Origin of the sequence: uncultured Aliivibrio sp. (assembly GCF_946479765.1) — a bacterium.
Taxonomy (GTDB): Bacteria; Pseudomonadota; Gammaproteobacteria; order Enterobacterales; family Vibrionaceae; genus Aliivibrio.
Genome location: NZ_CAMLHO010000047.1, coordinates 1 through 23,341 on the forward strand (window position 1 = coordinate 1; position 23,341 = coordinate 23,341).

General features: G+C 39.4%; 22 protein-coding genes. 14 read left to right on the plus strand and 8 right to left on the minus strand.

Annotated elements, in window-relative coordinates; translation table 11 throughout:
- Together Q1K78_RS14325 and Q1K78_RS14330 are read left to right on the plus strand one after the other, a co-directional pair.
- Window positions 1–615 (plus strand): pseudouridine synthase (locus tag Q1K78_RS14325; protein WP_300180213.1); only part of this gene is annotated, 615 nt, incomplete at its 5' end.
- Window positions 616–715: 100 nt separating this feature from the next.
- Window positions 716–889, plus strand: coding sequence for a hypothetical protein (locus Q1K78_RS14330; RefSeq protein ID WP_300180216.1), 174 nt, complete (start codon window positions 716–718; stop codon window positions 887–889).
- 94 nt (window positions 890–983) lie between these two features.
- Here Q1K78_RS14330 and Q1K78_RS14335 read toward each other — a convergent pair whose 3' ends face one another.
- Complete coding sequence (locus Q1K78_RS14335; RefSeq protein WP_300180219.1) at window positions 984–1,256, minus strand: hypothetical protein; 273 nt, start codon at window positions 1,254–1,256, stop codon at window positions 984–986.
- 267 nt (window positions 1,257–1,523) lie between these two features.
- Between Q1K78_RS14335 and mnmA the strand changes: the two genes are divergently transcribed.
- From mnmA to purB, 3 genes are all read left to right on the plus strand, one after another.
- Window positions 1,524–2,648: a tRNA 2-thiouridine(34) synthase MnmA gene (mnmA, locus tag Q1K78_RS14340; protein ID WP_300180223.1), complete on the plus strand. Its 1,125-nt coding sequence runs from the start codon at window positions 1,524–1,526 to the stop codon at window positions 2,646–2,648.
- Between the two features lie 11 nt (window positions 2,649–2,659).
- Window positions 2,660–3,277 carry a high frequency lysogenization protein HflD gene (gene hflD / locus Q1K78_RS14345; RefSeq protein WP_300180226.1) on the plus strand — a complete coding sequence of 206 codons (618 nt, stop codon included), beginning with the start codon at window positions 2,660–2,662 and terminating at the stop codon, window positions 3,275–3,277.
- A gap of 69 nt (window positions 3,278–3,346) precedes the next feature.
- Window positions 3,347–4,717, plus strand: a complete 1,371-nt coding sequence (gene purB / locus Q1K78_RS14350) for an adenylosuccinate lyase (RefSeq protein ID WP_300180229.1) — start codon at window positions 3,347–3,349, stop codon at window positions 4,715–4,717.
- A 124-nt stretch (window positions 4,718–4,841) separates the two neighbouring features.
- On the opposite strand, the gene Q1K78_RS14355 is transcribed toward purB, so the two are convergent.
- Entirely contained in the window at window positions 4,842–5,270 is a 429-nt protein-coding gene (locus Q1K78_RS14355; RefSeq protein ID WP_300180232.1) for a hypothetical protein, read from the minus strand.
- A gap of 222 nt (window positions 5,271–5,492) precedes the next feature.
- Between Q1K78_RS14355 and Q1K78_RS14360 the strand changes: the two genes are divergently transcribed.
- The 5 genes from Q1K78_RS14360 (at window position 5,493) to Q1K78_RS14380 (ending at window position 12,329) form a co-directional block, all read left to right on the plus strand.
- Window positions 5,493–7,586: a methyl-accepting chemotaxis protein gene (locus Q1K78_RS14360; RefSeq protein ID WP_300180235.1), complete on the plus strand. Its 2,094-nt coding sequence runs from the start codon at window positions 5,493–5,495 to the stop codon at window positions 7,584–7,586.
- A gap of 261 nt (window positions 7,587–7,847) precedes the next feature.
- Window positions 7,848–8,825 carry a tripartite tricarboxylate transporter substrate binding protein gene (locus tag Q1K78_RS14365; protein WP_300180238.1) on the plus strand — a complete coding sequence of 326 codons (978 nt, stop codon included), beginning with the start codon at window positions 7,848–7,850 and terminating at the stop codon, window positions 8,823–8,825.
- Between the two features lie 127 nt (window positions 8,826–8,952).
- Window positions 8,953–9,453 (plus strand): tripartite tricarboxylate transporter TctB family protein, encoded by a 501-nt coding sequence (locus Q1K78_RS14370; RefSeq protein WP_300180242.1) that lies wholly within the window; start codon window positions 8,953–8,955, stop codon window positions 9,451–9,453.
- A gap of 16 nt (window positions 9,454–9,469) precedes the next feature.
- Entirely contained in the window at window positions 9,470–10,996 is a 1,527-nt protein-coding gene (locus tag Q1K78_RS14375) for a tripartite tricarboxylate transporter permease (protein ID WP_300180244.1), read from the plus strand.
- Between the two features lie 136 nt (window positions 10,997–11,132).
- Entirely contained in the window at window positions 11,133–12,329 is a 1,197-nt protein-coding gene (locus Q1K78_RS14380; protein WP_300180246.1) for a DEAD/DEAH box helicase, read from the plus strand.
- A 107-nt stretch (window positions 12,330–12,436) separates the two neighbouring features.
- Here Q1K78_RS14380 and Q1K78_RS14385 read toward each other — a convergent pair whose 3' ends face one another.
- Genes Q1K78_RS14385 through Q1K78_RS14400 form a run of 4 tightly spaced genes read right to left on the minus strand, consistent with a single transcriptional unit; the run spans window position 12,437 to window position 16,223 of the window.
- Complete coding sequence (locus tag Q1K78_RS14385) at window positions 12,437–13,321, minus strand: patatin-like phospholipase family protein (protein WP_300180249.1); 885 nt, start codon at window positions 13,319–13,321, stop codon at window positions 12,437–12,439.
- Between the two features lie 45 nt (window positions 13,322–13,366).
- The gene (ybaK, locus tag Q1K78_RS14390; protein ID WP_300180252.1) at window positions 13,367–13,837 is read right to left on the minus strand and encodes a Cys-tRNA(Pro) deacylase; all 471 of its coding nucleotides are present in this window, start codon (window positions 13,835–13,837) and stop codon (window positions 13,367–13,369) included.
- A 40-nt stretch (window positions 13,838–13,877) separates the two neighbouring features.
- The gene (locus Q1K78_RS14395; RefSeq protein WP_300180255.1) at window positions 13,878–14,570 is read right to left on the minus strand and encodes a response regulator; all 693 of its coding nucleotides are present in this window, start codon (window positions 14,568–14,570) and stop codon (window positions 13,878–13,880) included.
- A gap of 54 nt (window positions 14,571–14,624) precedes the next feature.
- Entirely contained in the window at window positions 14,625–16,223 is a 1,599-nt protein-coding gene (locus Q1K78_RS14400) for a sensor histidine kinase (protein ID WP_300180258.1), read from the minus strand.
- Between the two features lie 219 nt (window positions 16,224–16,442).
- On the opposite strand from Q1K78_RS14400, the gene Q1K78_RS14405 reads away from it, so the two are divergent.
- The 3 genes from Q1K78_RS14405 (at window position 16,443) to rlmA (ending at window position 19,749) form a co-directional block, all read left to right on the plus strand.
- A complete protein-coding gene (locus tag Q1K78_RS14405; protein WP_300180261.1) occupies window positions 16,443–18,197 on the plus strand; it encodes a formate--tetrahydrofolate ligase in 1,755 nt (584 codons plus the stop codon).
- A gap of 103 nt (window positions 18,198–18,300) precedes the next feature.
- The gene (locus Q1K78_RS14410; RefSeq protein ID WP_300180264.1) at window positions 18,301–18,801 is read left to right on the plus strand and encodes a YfbU family protein; all 501 of its coding nucleotides are present in this window, start codon (window positions 18,301–18,303) and stop codon (window positions 18,799–18,801) included.
- A 135-nt stretch (window positions 18,802–18,936) separates the two neighbouring features.
- Window positions 18,937–19,749, plus strand: a complete 813-nt coding sequence (rlmA, locus tag Q1K78_RS14415; RefSeq protein WP_300180267.1) for a 23S rRNA (guanine(745)-N(1))-methyltransferase — start codon at window positions 18,937–18,939, stop codon at window positions 19,747–19,749.
- Between the two features lie 72 nt (window positions 19,750–19,821).
- On the opposite strand, the gene clcA is transcribed toward rlmA, so the two are convergent.
- Window positions 19,822–21,255 (minus strand): H(+)/Cl(-) exchange transporter ClcA, encoded by a 1,434-nt coding sequence (gene clcA, locus Q1K78_RS14420; protein WP_300180270.1) that lies wholly within the window; start codon window positions 21,253–21,255, stop codon window positions 19,822–19,824.
- Between the two features lie 228 nt (window positions 21,256–21,483).
- A complete protein-coding gene (gene lpxM / locus Q1K78_RS14425) occupies window positions 21,484–22,425 on the minus strand; it encodes a lauroyl-Kdo(2)-lipid IV(A) myristoyltransferase (RefSeq protein WP_300180273.1) in 942 nt (313 codons plus the stop codon).
- Window positions 22,426–22,503: 78 nt separating this feature from the next.
- Here lpxM and Q1K78_RS14430 point away from each other — a divergent pair, with 78 nt between their 5' ends.
- A complete protein-coding gene (locus Q1K78_RS14430) occupies window positions 22,504–22,926 on the plus strand; it encodes an HIT family protein (RefSeq protein WP_300180276.1) in 423 nt (140 codons plus the stop codon).
- Window positions 22,927–23,341 lie beyond the last annotated feature (415 nt).

A 23,341-nucleotide genomic window follows, 5' to 3' on the forward strand; every position in this document is an offset into this window, starting at 1 on the left:
TTCAAGCGTTCTCCAAATTGGAAAAAACCGGCCTTTAAGAAAAAAACCACACAAAAGCCACGCCCTGCACCAGAAGATCGTAAAGTCCTTATCTTTAATAAACCTTTTGATGTACTGAGTCAATTTACCGATGACCAACATCGCCAGACGCTCGCAGATTTTATTACAGTTAAAGACGTTTATGCGGCAGGTCGTCTTGATCGTGACAGTGAAGGCTTATTAATTTTAACCAATGATGGTGTGCTGCAAGCCCGTTTAACTCAGCCTGAATCTAAATCACCAAAAACATACTGGGTACAAGTGGAAGGCGCACCGACAGAAGAAGACTTAGAGAAACTTCGTCAAGGTGTTGAGCTAAAAGACGGCATGACACTACCCGCTAACGTTGAAATTATCGAAACACCGGATTTATGGGATCGTAATCCTCCGGTTCGATTCCGTGCGGCCATCCCAACAACATGGATAGCGATTACCATTATTGAAGGCCGTAATCGTCAAGTTCGTCGTATGACGGCACATATTGGTTTTCCAACATTACGTTTGATCCGCTATTCAATGGGAGATTGGACAATCAAAGATGTTCCTCATGGTGAATGGAAAGAAGTCTCACTTTAGAGCAATAAATAGAAATGTAAAAAATAAGTTAAAAACAGCTACCCGTTTGAAGTTTTTTAACTTAACATTAAGAAAACATGATAAGAATAAAGGAATAAAAATGAACGTAATCATCAAGGTAGCAGGGATTGCCAGTGTAATATTTTTAAGTGCTTGTGCCCCAGCAGATAGAGAAGACATTAACTCTACTGAACTCACTAATGAGCACTATGACAATCAAGAAAAACAGCAACAAAACTGCATGTTGACTGGTGAAATTGGTTGCGCAAACTAAACATACTGTAATATGGAAAAAGGGCTAATAGTATCAATACTATTAGCCCTTTTTATTTATTTTTAATACCGATTAAAAACAATCGTTATTACTATTATTCATCACCCATGAAACTCATGTCTGGTAATGATTCTAGATTTTCTTTATAACGCTTTTGGTTGAATTCAGCGCCATTCTTCATCACATCAACGACTTCAATTGCCAACGCGCAAGCCATCATTTCAATCGCATCTTCACGAGGGTTACCCGTCATAACTAGACGCATTAGTGTCTCTTTTGCTGCAATTGGGCTGCCGTCTTCAATTTGATTTTTTACGGTTTCAATCAACGTTTCTTCAGTCATGAAATCGTCTTGTTGGTCTGTCATCTTTCTTCTCACTCAATAATTTCGCCTACTATGCCATAAATGAAAAAAAGAGTGTTCATAATTATTTCATACTCTGTTCCAAGCACCTTAATTATGTAGGGGATAGGAAATTTACATCGTTTAGCGAAACGCTTAAATTTAAAGGGCTAAATCAACATAAATAACCCTAATTTCACAGATATAATTATGTGATTTTAGTCTCGGATCTGTCCCCAGCATATTCTTTCTGTTAGAATCTGCCTCAAGTTTTATTAGTGGTGTTAAAGAATGTCAGACAACAGCCAAAAGAAAGTCATCGTCGGTATGTCCGGTGGTGTAGATTCTTCAGTATCAGCCTATCTACTTCAGCAACAAGGATACCAAGTTGAAGGTCTTTTCATGAAAAACTGGGAAGAAGATGACAACGAGGAATATTGTACCGCTGCCGAGGATTTAGCCGATGCACAAGCCGTGTGTGACAAATTAGGTATTCACCTTCACACCATTAACTTTGCTGCTGAATATTGGGACAACGTTTTTGAATATTTCCTTGAGGAATATAAAGCGGGCCGTACACCAAACCCAGATATTCTTTGTAATAAAGAAATCAAATTTAAAGCCTTCTTAGAATTTGCTGATGAAGTATTAGACGCTGATTTCATTGCAATGGGTCACTACGTTCGTCGTACTTTCCCAACAGCAGAAGAAATCGCAAATGGTGCTAAACCACAAATGCTTCGTGGTTTGGATTCAAACAAAGATCAAAGTTACTTCCTATACACATTAAGCTCAGATCAAGTATCTCGTAGCTTATTCCCTGTTGGTGAACTTGAAAAACCTGAAGTACGCCGCATTGCTGAAGAGCAAGATTTGATCACAGCGAAGAAAAAAGATTCTACTGGTATCTGCTTTATTGGTGAGCGTAAATTCACTGAATTTTTAGGCAAATACTTACCAGCACAACCAGGTAATATCGAAACCCCAGAAGGTAACATCATTGGTCAACACCAAGGTTTGATGTACCACACTCTAGGTCAACGTAAAGGGTTACACATCGGTGGCTCTAAAGGCGGCGGCGGTAACGAAGACCCATGGTTTGTTGGTGAAAAAGATTTAAAACGTAATGTGCTAATTGCCGTTCAAGGTAAAGATCACCCATTACTGAAATCTCAAGGTTTATTAGCCTCTCAACTTGATTGGGTTGATCGCACACCGATCAAAGCACCATTGAGCTGCACGGTAAAAACACGTTACCGTCAAACTGATATCCCTTGCACCATTATCCCTATCGATGATGAAAATATTAAAGTTATTTTTGATGAACCACAAATTGCAGTAACCCCAGGTCAATCTGCTGTTTTCTACTTAGGTGAAGTTTGCCTAGGTGGCGGTATTATTGAAGAGCGTATTTAAGGAGTCCTAGCGTGGCGAACACTTTATTTGACAGAACCATTGCATTTGCTGGCATTTGCCAAGCGGCAAGCTTAGTACAAAAAATGGCGAAAGATGGACACTGTGATCAAGCCGCGTTTGATACTGCTATCCAGTCTATTTTGGAAACGAATCCAAATAATACGGTAGGCGTTTACGGAAAAGAAGCCAACTTACGAGTTGGCTTAGAATGCCTTGTACGAGATTTTGATAACACACCAACAGGTAGCGAATTAACCCGTTATCTGATCAGTTTAATGGCGCTAGAGCGTAAGCTTGCCGGCCATCGAGATGGCATGAGTAAGCTTGGTGAACGCATCAGTACGATTGAGCGCCAACTTGAACATTTTGACATTCATGACGAACAAATGCTTAGCAACATTGCCAGTATTTATTTAGATGTGATCAGCCCTATGGGTCCTCGCATCCAAGTCACTGGTACACCTGCAATTTTACAGCAATCAATGACACAACATAAAGTCCGCTCCCTGTTACTGTCAGGGATTCGCTCAGCGGTGTTGTGGCGTCAAGTGGGTGGCAAGCGCCGCCATCTGATTTTTGGTCGTAAAAAAATGGTCGAACAAGCAAAAATTATATTAGCTCGAATTTAAAAATTAAAGCCTATTAGTCTTCCAAGTAGGCTTTATCCTTTAACCTTTATAGATATCTAGGAGATTCACATGGAATTGTCAGCATTAACTGCTGTTTCACCTGTAGACGGTCGCTACGGAAGTAAAACAATTTCTCTACGCAGTATCTTTAGTGAGTATGGCTTACTGAAATACCGTACTGTTGTTGAAGTTCGTTGGCTTCAAAAATTAGCAGCTACGCAATCGATTGCGGAAGTGGCTACATTAAGCGCAGAAGCGAATCAATTCTTAGATAACATCGCTGCAAATTTCAGCGAAGAAGACGCTATGCGTATCAAGGACATTGAACGCACAACAAACCACGACGTTAAAGCCGTTGAATATTTCCTAAAAGAAAAAGTAGCTGAGCTTCCAGAGCTTCACGCTATCAATGAATTTATTCACTTTGCTTGTACTTCAGAAGACATTAACAATACGTCTCACGCTCTTATGCTTAAAGAAGCACGTGACACGATCGTTCTTCCTGAAATCCGTAACGTTATCGATGCAATTAAAGCATTAGCGAACGAGTACCGTGATATTCCTCTTCTTTCTCGTACACACGGTCAGCCAGCTTCACCTTCTACAATGGGTAAAGAAATGGCGAACGTTGCATACCGTATGGAACGTCAATACAAGCAAATCGAAAACGTTGAGATCCTAGCGAAAATCAACGGTGCTGTTGGTAACTACAACGCTCACCTTTCTGCTTACCCAGATGTTGATTGGCACAAATTCAGTGAAGAATTCATCACTGAATCTCTAGGCGTTAACTGGAACCCGTACACAACTCAAATCGAACCGCATGACTACATTGCTGAGCTATTTGATGCGATTGCACGTTTCAACACCATCCTTCTTGATTTTGACCGTGACGTTTGGGGCTACATTGCTCTTGGTCACTTCAAACAAAAAACGATTGCAGGCGAAATCGGATCTTCAACTATGCCGCATAAAGTTAACCCAATCGATTTTGAAAACTCTGAAGGTAACCTAGGTCTTGCTAACGCAATCTTTAATCACCTATCTCAAAAACTGCCTGTATCTCGCTGGCAGCGTGACCTAACTGACTCTACGGTTCTTCGTAATCTAGGTGTTGGTTGTGGTTACGCTATCATTGCATACACGTCGACTCTAAAAGGCATTAGCAAATTAGAAATCAACCGTGCTGCACTTGAAGCTGAGCTAGATAAAAACTGGGAAGTTCTTGCAGAACCTGTTCAAACAGTAATGCGTCGTTACGGCATCGAAAAGCCATACGAAAAACTAAAAGAACTGACTCGCGGTAAACGCATTGATGGTGAAGGCATGCGTTCATTCATCGACAGCTTAGAAATCCCTGCAGACGAAAAAGTTCGTTTAAAAGAGATGACGCCAGCAAACTATATTGGTCAAGCTATCGAGCTAACTGACAAGCTGTAATCTTTACGGTTATTTTTAACCACACAGATTAACAGCACTAAAAAGCCCCGTATCAAACGCCTTTAAAGAGCGATTGTTACGGGGCTTTTTTTATTTAGTATTTACTCGTTCGAGATGATACCAATTACATCACACACTCTTGCATGTCTTGTGCTCGTTCAATGCCTTTCTCAATTAAGCTTTCTGCTTGCTCATTTGAGAGAGTCGCCATGACCTTATTCAGCAAACCTTCCGCAGTGGATTCTGATGAGGCTTCAACTAAACAACTGTAGGCATTTGCAACGTGCTCTTGAATTTCAATTAATGCTTTAGGATTACTGTAATCCGCATTTAGGGCTTCATCGATTGACTCAGCAAATTCAGCCGCGGAATCAGCAGCATCACCGAATTGTTCGATATTCAATGCACTCAAGTCTACTGACTCTAATTTAGATTGAGCCATATCTACTGCCTTATTTGCCACATCTTGTGCTCTATCGATTGCTTCACTTGCGTCATCACAACCAACCAAAACAACAGTAAATAATAAAGGTACTAATAGGTTTTTGTTCATTCTTTTTCTCACTATAAATTTATGAATACCATCAAAACAGGCTAACAGAACATCATTGTTCGAGGAGGTTAGTATATACATAAACAAATATAAATTAACATTCGTGAAGCTAACGTGAATATTTCGTAAGTTTTATACATAAAAACACCTTATTTATCCTAATGAAAGTTCATATTTAGTCGATAAGGCATTATATAAAAACATTTTTATCATTAGGGAACTATGTTTAAATCAATCAAAACACGTATCGCAATTAGTGCTGGGCTTGCCATATTTATTACATTAAGTACGGCTATGTTTTTTACAACGGTATCTTACAATGGGGTAAATGAAGAAATTACTGAGCATGTATCTAGTCAACTCATTGAAAACATTGATTATAAATTATTAGCTATTGCTAACCAACAAAGTGCAGAACTGAACGGAATGTTCTCTCCTGTAATTAGTAATTTAAAGCAACTTAAGTCTGTTTTAGAGCTATCTAATGATAACCAAGCAAATGCTGAACTTTTAATTAAACAATTTACCTCTTCATTAAAAAATCAAAATGAGAGTGTATTCGCTGGTTATATGGTCTGGGAGCAAGGAGAGTTTATTAAAGATAATTCTGCTCTTACTCAAAAAGCATTGAATAAAAATGGAGTGTTATCTCCTTTCTTTTCTCCAATTGATTCTAGCTTTGAAGCATTAGGAATGGATAGTTTTAACAATACGACATTAAATAATAATGGCGAACGTATTGATGAATGGCATTTAGCTCCTTTTGAAACAGGCCAAACCTTTGTAATGGAACCTTACTATTACAATGTAAGAGGCAATCAAGAGCTAATTACAACGATCAGCCTACCATTAGAATCAAATAATAAAATTATTGGTTCTCTAGGCTATGATTGGTCAATTAAAAGTTTTCAGGCCATTAGTAAACAGGCAGCTCAAGATATCGGCATTCCAAATGCTGTTGTTTCAATTATCTCATGGAACGGTACTTTATTGTCTTTTAGCCAAGATGAAAATTTAGTTGGCAAAAAAGTAAAAGGTGGAATCGCTCAAAGCTGGGCCCAAATACAACAAGAAGCAAAAGCAAATAAACCATTCTTAAAAGATATTGATACGTTAAAAGTAGCCATTGCAACCATCAATACGGGTTCAACACCTTGGATTGTAATGGTTTCGATTCCTTCTAAAATTTTAGAAAAAGAAATTACTGATTTTAATTCATTAAGCACTCAGTTAAGTGATGATGCACTTTTCAATGGCTTATTAAGCGGCTTGATCTCGTCTATTATCGGTATTTTCATTATCTTTCTTTTAGCAAAACAGATCGGTACGTCTTTAATCAATCTAACTTCTCGCTTTGAAAATATCGCTCAAGGTGATGGTGACTTAACTCAACGAATTGACATCACATCTAAAGATGAAATTGGTCAACTGGCTTTCTGGTTTAATACCTTTATCGAGAAAGTTCAAAACACCCTTCATAATGCAAAGGATACCGCTGAATTAGTCTCTCAATCATCAATGAATACCATGGCTGAAACTGAGAAATCACAAATTAAGCTACAAAACCAAGTGAATGAAGTAACTCAATTAGCGACAGCTATCAATGAAATGAGTGCAACAGCCCAAGAGGTTGCTTCTTCGGCATTACAAGCAGCGACAGCAGCAAGCCAAATTCAAGTAAGTAGTAAAGAAGGTCAAAAAATAATGAACCATGCAGCAGCTTCTGTTGAAGAGTTAGCTAAGTTTATTAATGAAGCCCAAGAACAAGTCGTTAATTTAGCGTCATCAAGTAATGACATTCAAAAAATTCTGACTGAAATTGGTGGCATTGCAGAGCAAACAAACTTACTAGCATTAAACGCGGCGATTGAAGCGGCTCGTGCTGGTGAGCAAGGACGTGGATTTGCTGTTGTTGCCGATGAAGTTCGTAACCTAGCAAGCCGCACACAAAGCTCAACTCAAGAAATCAATAACATGCTTGTGATACTACAACAAAATACTCAGAGCATTGTGACGATAATGGATAATAGCCAGAAGCAGGCATTATCAACCAAAGAAGAGACAATGATTGCACAAGAAAACCTGAAAGAGATCAGCTCTGCTATTTTGGTTGCCAATGACATGAATAACCAAATAGCCTCTGCAGCTGAAGAGCAAAGCTCGGTGTCAGAAGAGATTAACCGTAATGTAACCAGTATCAATGAAGCCGCTAATGACGTTCTGGAAGATATGCGCACGTCATTAAGAGATACGGAAGCACTAACCAAAGAGAGTCACTCATTAACTAAAAAGTTGAGTGAATTTAAAACTCAATAATCTCAAAGTAACATAACATCTAATAACCTCAAGCCATGCAATATCTTACTGCATGGCTTTTTTTTGACTTATCAATACTGCCATGAACTTTATGAACAAAATCCCCTTTATGTTCTAAATACCCATTATTTCCCCTATCTAGTCAAACTCCTCGCAAAGAAATAATATTTACGTAACAACCAAGAGAAAGCAGAAAATATTGATGAACACAAACAACCCAAAGAGGTTGGTATCCCCTACTATTATAAGGAAATGCTATTCATGCTTACTTCATTTAAAAAACAGATCACAGCTTCAATGATTGCAGCCACTTTTGCGATGTCAGGTTCAGCGTTCGCTGCTGAACTTGAGAAGATTCACTTTATTATTCCTGGCGGCGCAGGTGGTGGTTGGGATATGACAGCTCGTGGTACAGGTGATGTACTACTTAAATCAGACATTATTGAGCAAGCATCTTATCAAAACTTATCTGGCGGGGGCGGCGGTAAAGCCATTGCTCATCTCATTGAAACCGCAGAGCGTCAACCAGACACATTAATGGTGAACTCAACCCCAATAGTGATCCGATCGTTAAGTGGTATTTTCCCTCAGTCGTTTCGAGACTTAACCCCTGTAGCTGCAACTATTGCCGATTATGGTGCAATTGTCGTAAATAAAGACTCTAAATACACAAGCTGGGAACAAGTGGTTGCGGATTTTGAAAAAGATCCTCGCTCAGTAAAAATTGCAGGCGGTTCAGCACGAGGCAGTATGGATCACCTTGTTGTTGCAGCTGCATTTAAAGGCGAAGGCTTTGATGCAAGAAAAGTACGTTACATCGCTTATGATGCAGGCGGTAAAGCAATGGCAGCCTTACTTTCAGGCGAAACACCGTTGCTTTCAACCGGTCTTGGTGAAGTACTAGAAATGTCTAAAAGCGGCCAAGTTCGCATTCTAGCGATTACTGCACCAAAACGTTTAGAAAGTGCACCTGATATTCCAACACTAACCGAATATGGCAACGATACCGTATTTGCTAACTGGCGTGGATTCTTTGCTGCTCCGGGTACACCCCAAGCCAAAATTGACAAATACACACAAGCGTTCGACAAAATGTACGAGACTGAACAATGGGCAGTGGTACGAGATCGCAACGGTTGGATTGATAATTACAAAGCAGATAAAGACTTCTATGTCTTTCTTGAAGAACAAGAGTTACTCATGGGCACACTAATGCGTGAGCTTGGTTTCTTAAAATAACACCACCACTTTAGCTGCCTTGGTATTTAATGACTCCACCGGATATGGTTCATTAATTCCCCTTGTTATACCAGATAGATCCCTTGCACTTTACGCCAAGGCAGCCTTTTCTTTACTTTTTTATTTAATGGATTCATGGAGAGAACTCATGTCGTACTCTAGCTCTTCTCTATTATGCCGAGATCGTGTTGGCGCAATTATCTTCTTATTAGTGTGTCTTTGTTATGGCTATCAGACTAGCTTAATTCCTCTTTTCCCTGGTGATGAATATGAACCATTCACCGCCAGAACCTTGCCCTACATGCTGACCTTTGCTGGGATTTTTCTTTCTTTATTACTGATTGTTTCAGCCCAACCCGATGAGAAAAGCGGGGCTACCTTAAGTTTTAATTGGAAGCTGCTTATTGGCTTTTTAGTATTAATGGTGCTGTATGGCATTGGCCTTACTTGGCTTGGTTTTGTATTAGCAACAAGCTTATTTCTATTGGCAGGATTCTATCTATTGGGAGAACGCAGAAAACCGGTGTTATTCGGTGCTTCATTCCCTTTTGTAACAGGATTTTGGCTACTTCTTACCAAAGGTTTAGATATCTATCTTGAACCTGGTTATCTTTTTCTTGCTTGGTAACCCCTAGGACTTAATTATGTTAGATGGAATTTTAGCAGGCTTATCCACCGCAATAATGCCAACCAATTTAATGATGGTAATGATCGGCTGTTTTGTCGGTACCTTCATTGGAATGTTACCGGGACTTGGCCCTATTTCCGCCATTGCACTCATGATCCCAATCAGCTACGGCTTAGACCCTGCATCAGGCATGATCTTGATGGCTGGTGTCTATTATGGTGCGGTTTTTGGTGGCTCAACCTCATCAATCCTTATCAATGCTCCGGGCTGTTCATCAACCGTAGTAACCGCATTTGATGGCTACCCAATGGCACAAAAAGGCCAAGCAGGTAAGGCGCTTGCATTGGCTGCTTATTCTTCTTTTACTGGCGGAACTCTATCAGCAATCATGCTTTTAATAGCGGCACCCGCTCTTGCTAAAGTCTCTTTGAGTTTCCAATCCCCTGATTACTTTGCCTTAATGCTAGTTGGTTTATCCGCCGTCGCGGCTTTTGCTGGTAATGGACAAGTCATTAAAGCATGGATGATGACCATCTTAGGCTTAATGCTTTCAACCGTTGGTATTGATAAAGGCATTGGGGTTGAACGTTTCACTTTTGGTTTAACCGATTTAATGGACGGATTCAGCTTCCTATTACTTGCTATGGCAACCTTTGCTTTAGGCGAAACCTTAATGGGGATACTAAAACCAGAACAAGACACGCGTGGTGATGAACAAAACAAAATGTCCGATCTTGGTAGCATGAAAATCACCAAAGAAGAATTTAAAGAAGTCGCTCCTGTTGCTATTCGCTCATCTATTCTTGGCTTCTTTACGGGAGTCTTACCGGGTGCAGGCGCAACTATAGCGGCATTTTTAAGCTATGGTATGGAGCGAAATTTAGCACCTAAAGATAAGCGAGATGAGTTTGGTAAAGGCAGTATTCGCGGATTGGTTGCTCCAGAATCAGCCAATAACGCCGCATCTAGCGGATCATTTGTTCCACTATTAACCCTTGGTATTCCAGGTTCAGGCACGACCGCGATCATGCTTGGTGCGTTAATCGCTTACGGTATTCAGCCAGGACCAAGACTGTTTGTCGATCATCCAGATATTTTCTGGTCGGTTATTATCTCAATGTACTTTGGTAATATCGTGTTAGTTATCCTTAACTTACCGCTTATTCCCTACATTTCAAAATTATTAGCGGTACCAAGAACCGTACTATTACCTATGGTGTTATTCTTCTCTATTACCGGTGTCTATTTAGTCTCCTTTAATACCGTCGATGTCTTCATCATGATCTTTATCGCAATGGTGGCAATAGCGCTACGGCTTGCCAATTTCCCGCTCGCCCCCTTGTTACTCGGCTTTATATTGGGCGGCATGATGGAAGAGAATTTACGTAGAGCCTTGATGATCAGTGATGGTGAACTCAGTTTCTTATGGGAACGTCCTATCACCTTTTCATTCACCGCTATCGCAATTGTCGTTGTTCTGCTCCCAATGGTGCTTACTTTCATCAACAAAGTGATACGTCCTAGAATGGCAATAAAATCCTAGTAACTATAAATACACACCAATAAACAACTGGTTATAAACATACACCAATGCTGAAATAGCATTGGTGCTTTTCCCCTGCTACCATTTCTTTTTTTCATGCTACAATCCCCTTCTATTCATATATCTGAGATTTCACATGCCATTTTCTAAACTTGGGTTAAGCGATCCAATTTTAAAAGCCATCGACGAATTGGGTTACCAAGCGCCTACGCCTATTCAACAAAAAGCGATTCCCGTTGCGCTTACCGGAAAAAACTTAATTGCTGCAGCACAAACTGGTACTGGTAAAACAGCCAGCTTTGTATTACCAATTTTAGAAATACTCAGCGAAAATCCAACTAAAGTGCGAGCAAAACGTATTCGCGCACTTATTTTGACACCCACTCGCGAATTAGCGATCCAAGTTGAAGAGAATGTTCAACAATACAGCAAGTATACAGATATCAGATCTCTTGCTATGTATGGTGGTGTCGATTACAAAAACCAAAAAGAACGCCTAATCGAAGGTGTTGATGTTCTGGTTGCGACACCCGGTCGTCTTTTGGATATGTACACTCAACGTGCTATTCATTTTGATGAAATTGAAATCCTAGTCTTAGATGAAGCAGATAGAATGCTAGACATGGGTTTCATTGAAGACATCAATAAAATCATCGAGCGTTTACCGTTAGATCGTCAAAACATGTTGTTCTCAGCAACCTTGTCTGACCAAGTTCGCTTTTTAGCGAAAACAGCAGTAAATAATCCGATTGAAATTTCGATTTCACCAAAAACAACGTCTGCACCCCAAATTGACCAATGGTTAATTACGGTAGATAAAGATAAAAAATCAGCACTGCTTAGCCACTTGATTACAGACAATGAGTGGGACCAAGCGCTTATCTTTATTGAAACTAAACACGGTGCCGCGAAATTAGTAAGCCAATTAGAAAAACGCGGCATAAAAGCAGAAGCATTCCACAGTGGCCGTAGCCAAGACGCTCGCGCCAAAGTGCTGAATGACTTTAAAGAAGGCAAACTACAATATTTAGTAGCGACTGGCATTGCTGCTCGTGGTATTGATATTGATGAGCTAACACGTGTTGTAAACTATGATTTACCTTTTCCTGCTGACGATTATGTTCACCGTATCGGTCGTACTGGCCGTGCAGGCGCTAAAGGTGAAGCGATCTCATTTGTTTCTCGAGATGATTTTAAAAACTTGTGCATGATTGAAAAACGTCTTGGTCACTTAATTGTGCGTAAAGAAATTCTAGGATTTGAACCAAAGAAAGACGTGCCAATTTCAATTTTGAACTTTAAGCCGGAAAGAAAGCCAGCACCAAAGTTCTAATTACAGCTTTCGTTATACTACTCAATTAAAAAACGCCCATACTTTTTACTAGAAAGAGAAGTGAAAAGTATGGGCGTTTTTATATCTATCTGTTGATTCAGAATCATTTATAACAGATGTTTTAATGCATGCTCCGCTCTTTCATACCCTAAATCAATCATCTCTGCGGTACGTTCAAACTCAAAGGTTCCACATGCGTCTCTTGCTATTTCAACCGTAATGTCTGGCGGATAGGCCGCGAGCTTTTGTCTTGCTATGGTACTTTGCATCGCATCAAATGCTTGGTTGGCGATATCGTACATCCCTAAATCAATTCTCGATGTTTTGGCGGTTAGCGAACCAAAATAATCACTTACCTTCCGATGGAAAGACGTATCTTCTTCTAATTCATTCTCTGAAATATCAATTTGAACTTCTTTAAAATCATCAAGCTTATGAGAAAGCTCTCCTGCCAGATTTACAGCTAAAGTAATATCAGAATGGTCCCCAAAAGTTGGAGCAATAGGCACGGGGTTTAATACACCACCATCAATTAATGTTTTTCCATTAAATTCAATTGGCATTAAATACAAAGGTAAAGAAATAGACGCTCGGATCGCTTGTAGTAATGAACCTTTTTGTAACCAGACTTCTTTTTCATTACTAATATCAGCAGCGACAGCGGTATAAGGGATCGCAAGATCTTCAATATTTAGATCACCCAAAATACGCCCAAGGCGACTCATTACTTTATCACCTTTGATTAATCCGCCTTTACCCCAATTAAAATCCATTAAAGACACAATATCTAATTTGGTGACGGTTCGCATCCAGGCTTCAAATTCATCGAGCTTTCCTGCTGCATATACACCACCAATTACAGTACCTATAGAACAACCAGATACAGAGACAATATCAAAATCATGCTCTTCTAACCAACGAATAACACCAATATGAGCAAGCCCTCTTGCTCCACCACTGCCTAAAACCAGTGATACTGTTTTTTTATTCACGGTGCCTCTCCTTGCCAAATAATACCAATACACCTTTCCTTGGTATTATTCTGCTTTAATATCCATAAATTGTGCGTTTAACACTTGGTGTAAATCTTTTGGTGCAAGCCCTATATCTAGACCTCTTTTACCACCACTGACATACATGGTTTGATACAGTTCAGCACTGATATCAATCACCGTTTTTAAGCGTTTCTTTTGCCCTATCGGACTCACTCCGCCCATCACATACCCTGTTGTTTTCTGCACAAGGCTCGGATCCGCCATTTTGGCTTTTTTACCACCGACCGCTTTAGCAATTAATTTCATACTTAAATGAGCAGCAACAGGAATAATGCCAACGACTAACTCTTTTTCATCTATTTGAACCACTAAAGTTTTAAACACCTCTTCATGAGGCAAACCCAATTTTTCTGCCGCTTCTAATCCATACGCTTGAGCTTTAGGATCATGATGGTACTCAAGCACCTGATGTTCTATTTTTGCTTTTTTTAATAGTTTCGTTGCTGGTGTCATTAGTGCGTTACCTTTAAAACAAACCTATGATTTAAATGCTTTATATTTTAATACTATTCTGCGCTTTAAAATAGGTGCGCTCTGGTCGTCCAACACTGCCATAAGACAAATCAGCACTCAATTCTCCAGAGCTGATAAGATATTCTAAATAACGACGAGCGGTGGTTCGACTTGCGCCAATTAACTCACCTGCTTGATCTGCCGTTAACTGATTTTGATTAACAAATAACTGGCGCACCTTTTCAAGCGTTACGCCATCAATGCCTTTCGGTAACCTTGATATGGTTGCTGAGCTAGTGGAATTCAACATCGCATCTACCATGGATTGATCAATATCAACTCGATTTGTAAATTGTTGTTTTTGACTTAAGTACTTATTTATCGACTCTTCTAATCGACTAAAAATCACTGGCTTCAATAAGTAATCTATCACACCACCACGCATCGCTTCTTGCAGCGTATTCACATCTCTGTCTGCCGTAATTAAGATAATATCGGGGGATGATTCTTTTTGACGTAATTCACGCAATATATCAAGCCCATTACCATCAGGAAGATAAATATCTAACAACACTAAATCAGGATTTAATACATCCAATAAGATCACTGCCTCTTCTTTACTCGCAGCAATTCCTATCACCTCTACAGTGTCAATTTTATCTAAATTACGGCGGTGTATTTCTGCAATTCCGATGTCATCTTCTACAATCACAATGCTGATTTTACTGCTCACACAATATCCTTTTGTTTATCTTTTTTGATCGCTTTATACCAATCGAAATAAGTATTAGTGCAACTCTTTTGGTAAATAAATCGTCATCAATGTTCCTTCACCTTGCTCACTTCTAACGGTAAATTCACCTCGATACTGATCAACTAACTGTTGGATCAGATACAGCCCGACTCCACGTCCTTGATCTAATTTTGTGGAAATGCCACGCTTAGTTAATTGCTTAAAGCTAAACGCCTCCGGTAGGCCGCACCCTTGGTCTTCAACCTCTATAATCACTTCTTTTCCAAAATCAGTCACGCTAACCATTATTGCTTGAGCTTCTTTATTAACTTGGTTTAACGTCGCATCAAACGCATTATCAATTAAGTTGCCAATAATAGTCACCATGTCTTCTGCGCGAATATGTTCAGGAAGTTGATCTAACTGTGTTCCTTCGTCGATCTCTAATCGTAATCCTAGCTCTCTTGCTCGTTCACTTTTTCCAAGCAATACGCCCGCGATCATAGGCTCAGAAATACTCTTTCTTAAAAACTCGATTAACTGTTGATAACGCAAACTTTCTTGACCAATAATCTGTTGTACTTCTGCTATTTTTCCTAATTGAATAAGACCACTAATGGTATTGAGTTTATTTCGATGTTCATGAGTTTGCGAACGCAATAAATCGGCATATTGCTTCACTTGTGACAATTGGAGCATCAATTCACTGATCTCATCTTTTCGTCTAAAACTGGATACCGCTCCCACGACTTGACCATCAATTTTAATTAATTCGCGGTTTGCAATCACTGACTGACCATTCAGTAATAGTTCAATGTCGTGCTCTGACTGTTTTGTCACTAATAATTTAGTTAAGTCACTATCAGGCAGTACCTCAATAAATGGCCGATTTAAAGACCGATTAGGATCAATATTTAATATGTCACAGGCACTTTTATTAATTGATCTTAATTTGCCATTGGCATCAATACTAAGTACACCCTCGCGTAAGGTCGAAAGTGTCACTTGTTGTTCTTTATACAAACGTCCAAAGGCTTCAGGCTCAAAGCCAAAAATGGATTGTTGAAAACGTCTTGCCACAAAGTTTGCAATAATGGCATTGGCAAAAATAACTAATACCGCCATACCAAGGAAGAACACTAAGAAATGAGATACTTTGCTATCAATCGCCGTTAATAAATAGCCGACAGAAACTACCCCAATGATCTCACCTTGTTCATTAATTATCGGGGTTTTACCGCGAACCGAATGACCTAATGAACCTTTAGCATAGGAGATATAAGATTCGCCGAGTAACAATGCTTGTTGATTATCTCCCCCTTGCATCACTTTACCAATGCGCTCTTTGATGGGGTGCGCAATACGAATTCCCTCTTTGTTTCCCACAACAATAAACGCGGCACCAATGGAAGATCGTAATCGTTCTATTTTCTCTTCAATCAAACCTGGGGAGTTTTTTTCTACTGCTTCCATAACTATTGGCGATTGAGCAAGAAATCGTGCAATCCCTAATGCTTTATCCCCACTGTCTTGCGATTCCCAGTGCTTAACATATAAAAACGCACAGATAGATAAAAGGAGTAATTTTACGATCCCAGAGATGGTCATCACTGATAATAATCGACGTCGGAAACTTAAATCACGCCAAGACATAAATTCCTCATTTTTCTTATAAAGCCCACAAACAAAGACTATCACAAGCCATTAACCTATTCTTAATCCTTGTTCATACTCTTGATCACACCTTATAAATATTTTCATCAATTCCATATTAAATTAGGGGAATTGATTCAATATAGTCCTATTTATGTGGTATAAAAAGCGCGCTTCTTTTCAGCATTTTTAACTCTTCCCTAAAAGGTTCCCGTTACTATGAAAAGCGATATTGAAATCTGCCAAACTGCGACACTTATACGAATGAAAACGATTGCGTCAAACTTAGGGCTGCATGATGATGACATTACCCCACAAGGTCGCTATAAAGCAAAAATCAATATTGATGCCTTAAAACACCTAGAAAACAAACCAAATGGTAAGTTAATTCTTGTTAGTGCGATTACCCCAACCCCTCTTGGTGAAGGTAAAACAGTCACAACCATTGGCTTGGCACAAGGCCTAGCTAAGTTAGGTGAATCTGTCAGTGCATGCATTCGCCAACCCTCAATGGGGCCAGTTTTTGGTGTTAAAGGCGGTGCGGCAGGTGGTGGTTATAGCCAAGTTGCGCCAATGGAAGAATTAAATCTTCACTTAACTGGTGATATTCACGCCATTACTGCCGCACATAACTTAGCCTCTGCGGCTATTGATGCTCGTATCTATCACGAACAACGCTTAGGCTATGACGAATTCGCTCAAAAGAATGATCTGCCTGCGTTACGAATTGACCCATCTCAGGTGGTGTGGAAACGAGTGATGGATCATAACGATCGTGCTCTTCGCATGGTCACGATTGGTAAAAATGAAGACGGTAAAACGATTAACGGTTACCAACGTGAAGATGGTTTTGATATCACTGCCGCTTCTGAACTAATGGCTATCCTTGCATTAGCTACTGATCTTCAAGATTTACGTCAACGTATTGGTCGTATAGTTGTGGCTTATAATCTTGATGGCGAACCAGTAACAACTGAAGATCTGCAAGTTGCTGGCGCAATGACGGTGACAATGAAGTTTGCGATAAATCCAACTCTGATGCAGACATTAGAAGGTGTACCTACTTTTATTCACTCAGGTCCTTTTGCTAACATCGCTCACGGTAACTCGTCTATTATTGCTGATAATATCGCACTAAAATTAACTGATTATACGGTGACTGAAGGTGGTTTTGGCTCAGATATGGGGCTAGAAAAAGCCTGTAATATTAAAGCGCCTATATCAGGTAAAGCGCCTGATTGTGCCGTGCTTGTTGCAACACTGCGCGGTATTAAAGCGAACTCAGGTTTATTCCCATTATCTCCAGGACAGGCGTTACCAAAAGCCTTATTTATGCCAAACCAAGATGCATTAAATGCAGGGTTAAGTAACTTACAATGGCATATTAGCAATTGTGCTAAATACGGCTTACCCGTTGTTGTGGCTATAAATAGGTTCCCTGAAGACACTCAAGAAGAACTCGATTTCTTGAAAGATTGGATTTCAACATTATCAAGCCACATGAATGTCGATGTTGCAATCAGCGAAGCCTTTGTAAAAGGTGGCGAAGGCGCACGAGAACTCGCTCAAAAAGTCATCTTGGCTTGTAAAAAACACACGATATTTACTCCTTTGTATACATCAGAAATGAGCCTATTTGATAAGCTAAATGCCGTTGCCATTAAAGGTTATGGCGCTGAGCGCATTGAGTTATCTGAAAAAGCACAACAACAATTAGCCAAATTTGAAAAACTAGGTTACCAATCATTGTCTGTTTGTATGGCGAAAACACCAGCGTCAATTTCTACCGATGGCAACATTAAAGGCGCACCAACCGATTTTATCGTGCCTATTCGAGAGTTAAAATTGTGCGCAGGTGCAGGCTTTATCTATGCATTATGTGGCAATGTAATGACTATGCCGGGCTTGCCAGAGAAGCCTGCGTTTATGAATTTAGATATTGATGCCAATGGAAACATCACAGGACTAAGCTAAGATCACATAACTTAATGTAGATCATATTCTATGTGTTACATTTACTGTTAATCTAGCTTCAACTTTTTATACAAATTTACTTATAATTTTTGAGGTTATCCTAATGGATATGACTAATGCTCAACGCTTAATTCTTTCAAACCAGTATTATCTGATGTCTCAAATGGACCCTGCAAACGCAGAGAAGTACCAGCGCCAACAGCTGATTGTTGAACGTGGTTACGAACTTCAAATCCGCGAATTAGATAAAGACTTTGGCTGCATTACAGAAACAGAATGTCGTGAAATTATCGACTTCATGGAGATGTACCATGCAATGCAAGAGTCTTACAACATGCTAGTGCCTGAGTGCCAAGCAAAAGTAGATGCACGTCGTCTTCAGTTCTTAGGTTTTGATATTGCAACTGAAGCTCAAGCTGTAAATTACGTTCGCTTCTTAACAAGCTCTGAAGGTTTATACCCTCAGTTTGATAAGGCAGATCATCACTTCAACAGTCAAATGCCGATGATGGACAAATACCGTCGTATGCTAACAACATGGCGCAACTGCCCACGCCAATACCACTTATGCTCAACTGAAATGGCACAAATCTTTAACGCTTAATTTCTATATAAATAAGATCAAGCATAAATAATCTATTTAAAATCCTCGCACTGGCGGGGATTTTTTATTGATGGGTCTTTTTATTCTAGAAATGAAGAAGTACACTGCTGCCCTAATCTAATTTCAGGTGTGGTTATGTCTTATCAGTGCCCTTTATGCCAACACGAGTTACGCTTTGCCGATAATCAATACCGTTGTGAAAACAACCATCAGTTTGACAATGCAAAGGAAGGTTATGTAAACCTAATGCCAGCTCATCACAAGCGCTCTAAAAATCCGGGTGATAATAAAGAAATGATGCAAGCAAGACGTGCGTTTCTTGAGGCAGAGCACTACCAATCAATGCAACAGCAAGTCGCAGAGTTATGCCAGCACTACGTAACAGATAGCTCAGCAAACCTATTAGACATAGGTTGTGGCGAAGGCTACTACACCTCAAAAATTGCAGAACAATTGAATGGAGAGAATGCTACCGTCTTTGGATTAGATATATCAAAGGTAGCCATTAAATATGCAGCTAAACGTTATCTTAACTGTCAGTTTAGCGTAGCTTCTAGTCACCGCTTACCTTTTTCAGATCAGAGTTTAGATGGAATTGTGCGAATTTATGCACCGTGTAAAGCAGAAGAACTTCACCGTACTATTAAAGAGTTTGGGCACCTATTTACAGTAACGCCAGCAAGTCATCATTTATACGAGTTACGTGAAGGTGTTTATGGTGATGTTCGCCTACATGATGAGGCTCCAGAAGAATTAGCAGGCTTTGAACTTATTGAAGAGAAGAAATTAACTTACAATATGCACCTAAACGGCCTAGAAGCATTACATCTGTTAGACATGACGCCGTTCGCTTGGAAAGCCACCGCTGAATTTAAAGCGGAATTAAAAGAAAAAGTCAGTTTTGATTGTAAAGCTGATTTTATGATTAGAGTATATCGCAAAGTATAATAAATAACGTAGCCATCTGAATAAGCAACCGATGGCTACTAACATTAAACAATAGAAAATAAATCCAGCGTTTTATTTTTCTACATTCACGTTTTCTACCGCCTGATCCACCTTCTGTAATCCACTCTCTTCCGCCCTCAATTCTTTATCTTTCAACAAAGACTGTTTTAGCAGTGCAGAATATAAGGGCTGCCCGCCAAGCGCTTGAGCAATAAAAGTGGCACCTAACGTTGTTACCAGTAAAGGTAATATTAATTGATAATTATTAGTCATCTCTACCACAAGAATAACACCCGTCACTGGCGCTCGCACTGTTGCAGCAAATAACGCTCCCATTCCAGCAATCGCATAGACCCCTGGCTCTGAAACCCATTCAGGGAACCAAGCCGCCATTACCACACCAAAAGATAAACCAAGCAATGTTCCCAACGCTAACATTGGCGCAAAGATGCCACCCGGTGCACCCGATGAGAAACAAGCGACCGTTACAATGACACGCAGTACAAAAAATCCAACCATGACCATCCATGCCATTGGGCTATAGAACATCTCGGTAATAATTTCCATACCACTACCAGATAGTTTTGGCGCGATTAACTGTAATAAAGCAAATGTTCCACCAAATACAGCACCTAATAAAACAAGGCGTGACAATTTATTTTGGTGGATCTGTTTAACCTTACTGGTCCCTTTTAAAATCCATTTATTAAAATTCACACCAATAATGCCAAATATAATACCTAAAATAGCAAATAAGAGTAGAGAACGAAGTGGCGGAACATCAAAGCTTGGAATAGTTAGAAATGCTTCTTGCCCATGTAAAGATCGCATCACAATGGTTGCGACTGCCGTCGCTAGCGTCACACACTTAATAGACGTAATGTTATATCGAAATTGAGGACGCATCTCTTCAACAACAAACAGAATGCCGGCTAAAGGCGCATTAAATGCAGCAGCTAAACCTGCCGCGGCACCTGCTGCTGTTAATATATGAGAAGAGTGAGTAAAACGTTTACCTTTACTCGCAATCATTCGACCAACAGCCCCACCAATTTGAATCGATGGACCCTCTCGACCAAGTACCATACCTGAACCTATCGTCAACGTACCTGCGAGAAATTTAATAGGTAAAACTCGTGCCCAACGAATATCATGCGTACCATCAAGCGCGCCTTCAATATGGGGAATGCCGCTACCCGCAGCTTCTGGTGCAAATCGAAACGTCAGCCAAAAACCTAAAGCCGCCATTGCAGCACCAGCAAGCACCGCAGCTACGGGCGCTAAATATTCAGAATAAGGAAAGGAGTGAATAAAGGTTAAGCGCTGCTCTGAAATTAAACGAATTGACGCTTCAAATAAAGCCACAACAGAGCCAGCAATACCACCAACTAACGCCGATAGAAAAAGCAGTGCATAGTAATCAGTTTGTGTTGTTAAAAACTTAGGAGTAGTACGATGTTTTAACATCCCACCTTGAAAGAAGCGAAAATTTGGTGATTTTGGCATTTATCAAATCAACTTAGCACATAAAGAGCGTTAGCAGCATTATTAGAAATGGATCACAAATAATTATACGCTTCAGCAACAGATAGACCCTAACCATTTGTAAAAACTTAGATTGATTAAATGACCGAGATCGAGCTTTGATATAAACAAACAAAATAAATAGATACAAAAAAAGCCCATTTCATCATGAAGTGAGCTTTTTAAAAATAATATCAATCAACGTCTAAATTAGTATAAACGGCTACCATCTGGGCGAGAACGCAGTAAATTTAGTACCCACATATATTGCTCTGGGCGCTCAGTAACGAGCTGCTCAATCGCAATATTCATTGCACGTGCATCAGTCTCTTCATCCCCTGATGGGAAATCAGCAATCGCTGGCAAGGTTATAATTTCAAACTGCCCTGTTTCTGCATTATATGACGGTAACATTGGAACCACTTTCGCTTTAGATAAACGAGCCAACTTACCAAAGCCTTTTAGAGTTGCTTTCTGTGTCGCAAAAAATGGAACAAACACACTATTTTGTGGGCCATGATCTTCATCTGGCAAGTAATAAGCTAAATACCCCTCTTTAATGGCTTTAATTAATGGCTTAATCCCTGCGCTACGAGCGTAGATTTTACCGCCGTACTGCATACGTTGAACATGCATTAGCCAATCAGTAATTGGGTTCTTTTGAGGCTTCATCATTGTTGTTACATGGTAGCCACGAGACGCAAGTAAAATTGCAGGGAAATCAATCGCCCACGCATGAGGCGCAAGAATAATAATATTCTCTTTTTGCTCCAAAAGAGGAAATAAGTTTTCCCCGCCAACAAAAATTCCTCTGTTTTCATTATGCTTACGACTACGAACCATCAACTCAGAAAAACCAAGCATAACTTGAGCGCCCGTAATATACGTATCTTCAAGTAACTTTTGTTGTTCTTGTTCTGATTTTTCTGGAAAACAAGTCGCTATATTTAATTTAGCCCTTTTAATGCCACCACTTGGTTTCTTTAATACCAATTTTACGATCTTTGCTGCTAATTTATCGCGTAACCGGAATGGAACAAAAGCCAAAATAATAGCAAAACCAATACCTAACCATGTAGGCCAAAATCTAGGATGCAGAAACGCCCATTGAAAAGTTGGGTTATAAACGTTTTTATCGACTTTTTCACTCATGAATAGAATCACTTATTCTTCATTATCAGCTGATTATGATATAACAAAGTATTGCTGATAGAAACCAAGGAAATACGAATGGCTTTTCAATTACATCCTCGTTTACAACAAGACTGCATCATTTTAGGCAATCTTCCCTTATGCAAAGTGTTAATGATTAAAGAAGATATTGGGCCTTGGTTGATTTTAGTACCAAGAATTACTGATTTGAAAGAAATCCACCATATGACAGAAACGCAACAAATCCAGTTTATTCAGGAATCAAGCGCTGTAGCTCAACTGCTAGAAGATAACTTTGCACCAGATAAAATTAACATTGGCGCATTAGGAAACTTAGTTCCTCAGCTGCACATTCATCACATCGCTCGCTTTACAACTGATTGTGCTTGGCCTGGGCCTGTATGGGGAAATACAAAAGGTATCGTTAGAGAACAATTATCTCAAACCAAATTAGTTGAACACCTCAAAGAAAAATTAAGGTTCATTGCCAATTTTAAATAATACCCCTGTAAAAATTCATTAAATATAAGAGGAGGATTTACCACCTCTTATTACCATATAAATCCATGTAGGCTAACTGGCACCCCAAATGAAAGCCACTATATCTAATTGTTACGGGATTGCTCACTTTTTGACGTTATTTATAACAAGCTAAGCATTAATATTACCACCCCACTTAAATTTTTCTTACAATTAAATATATTACCATTTCTTATTTAACCCCCGTATAATATTAAAAATATCATTCAAATTAAAGGTACAAAGAATCCAAATTATTTGTAATAAATAACATAAGTTTTCAATGTTTTAATTACTTTATTACGATAATTTTCTTGATATAGTTAATACTTGTTCTGACTTTGCCAACTTTACTAACTTTACTAACTTTACTAACTTTACTAACTTTACTAACTTT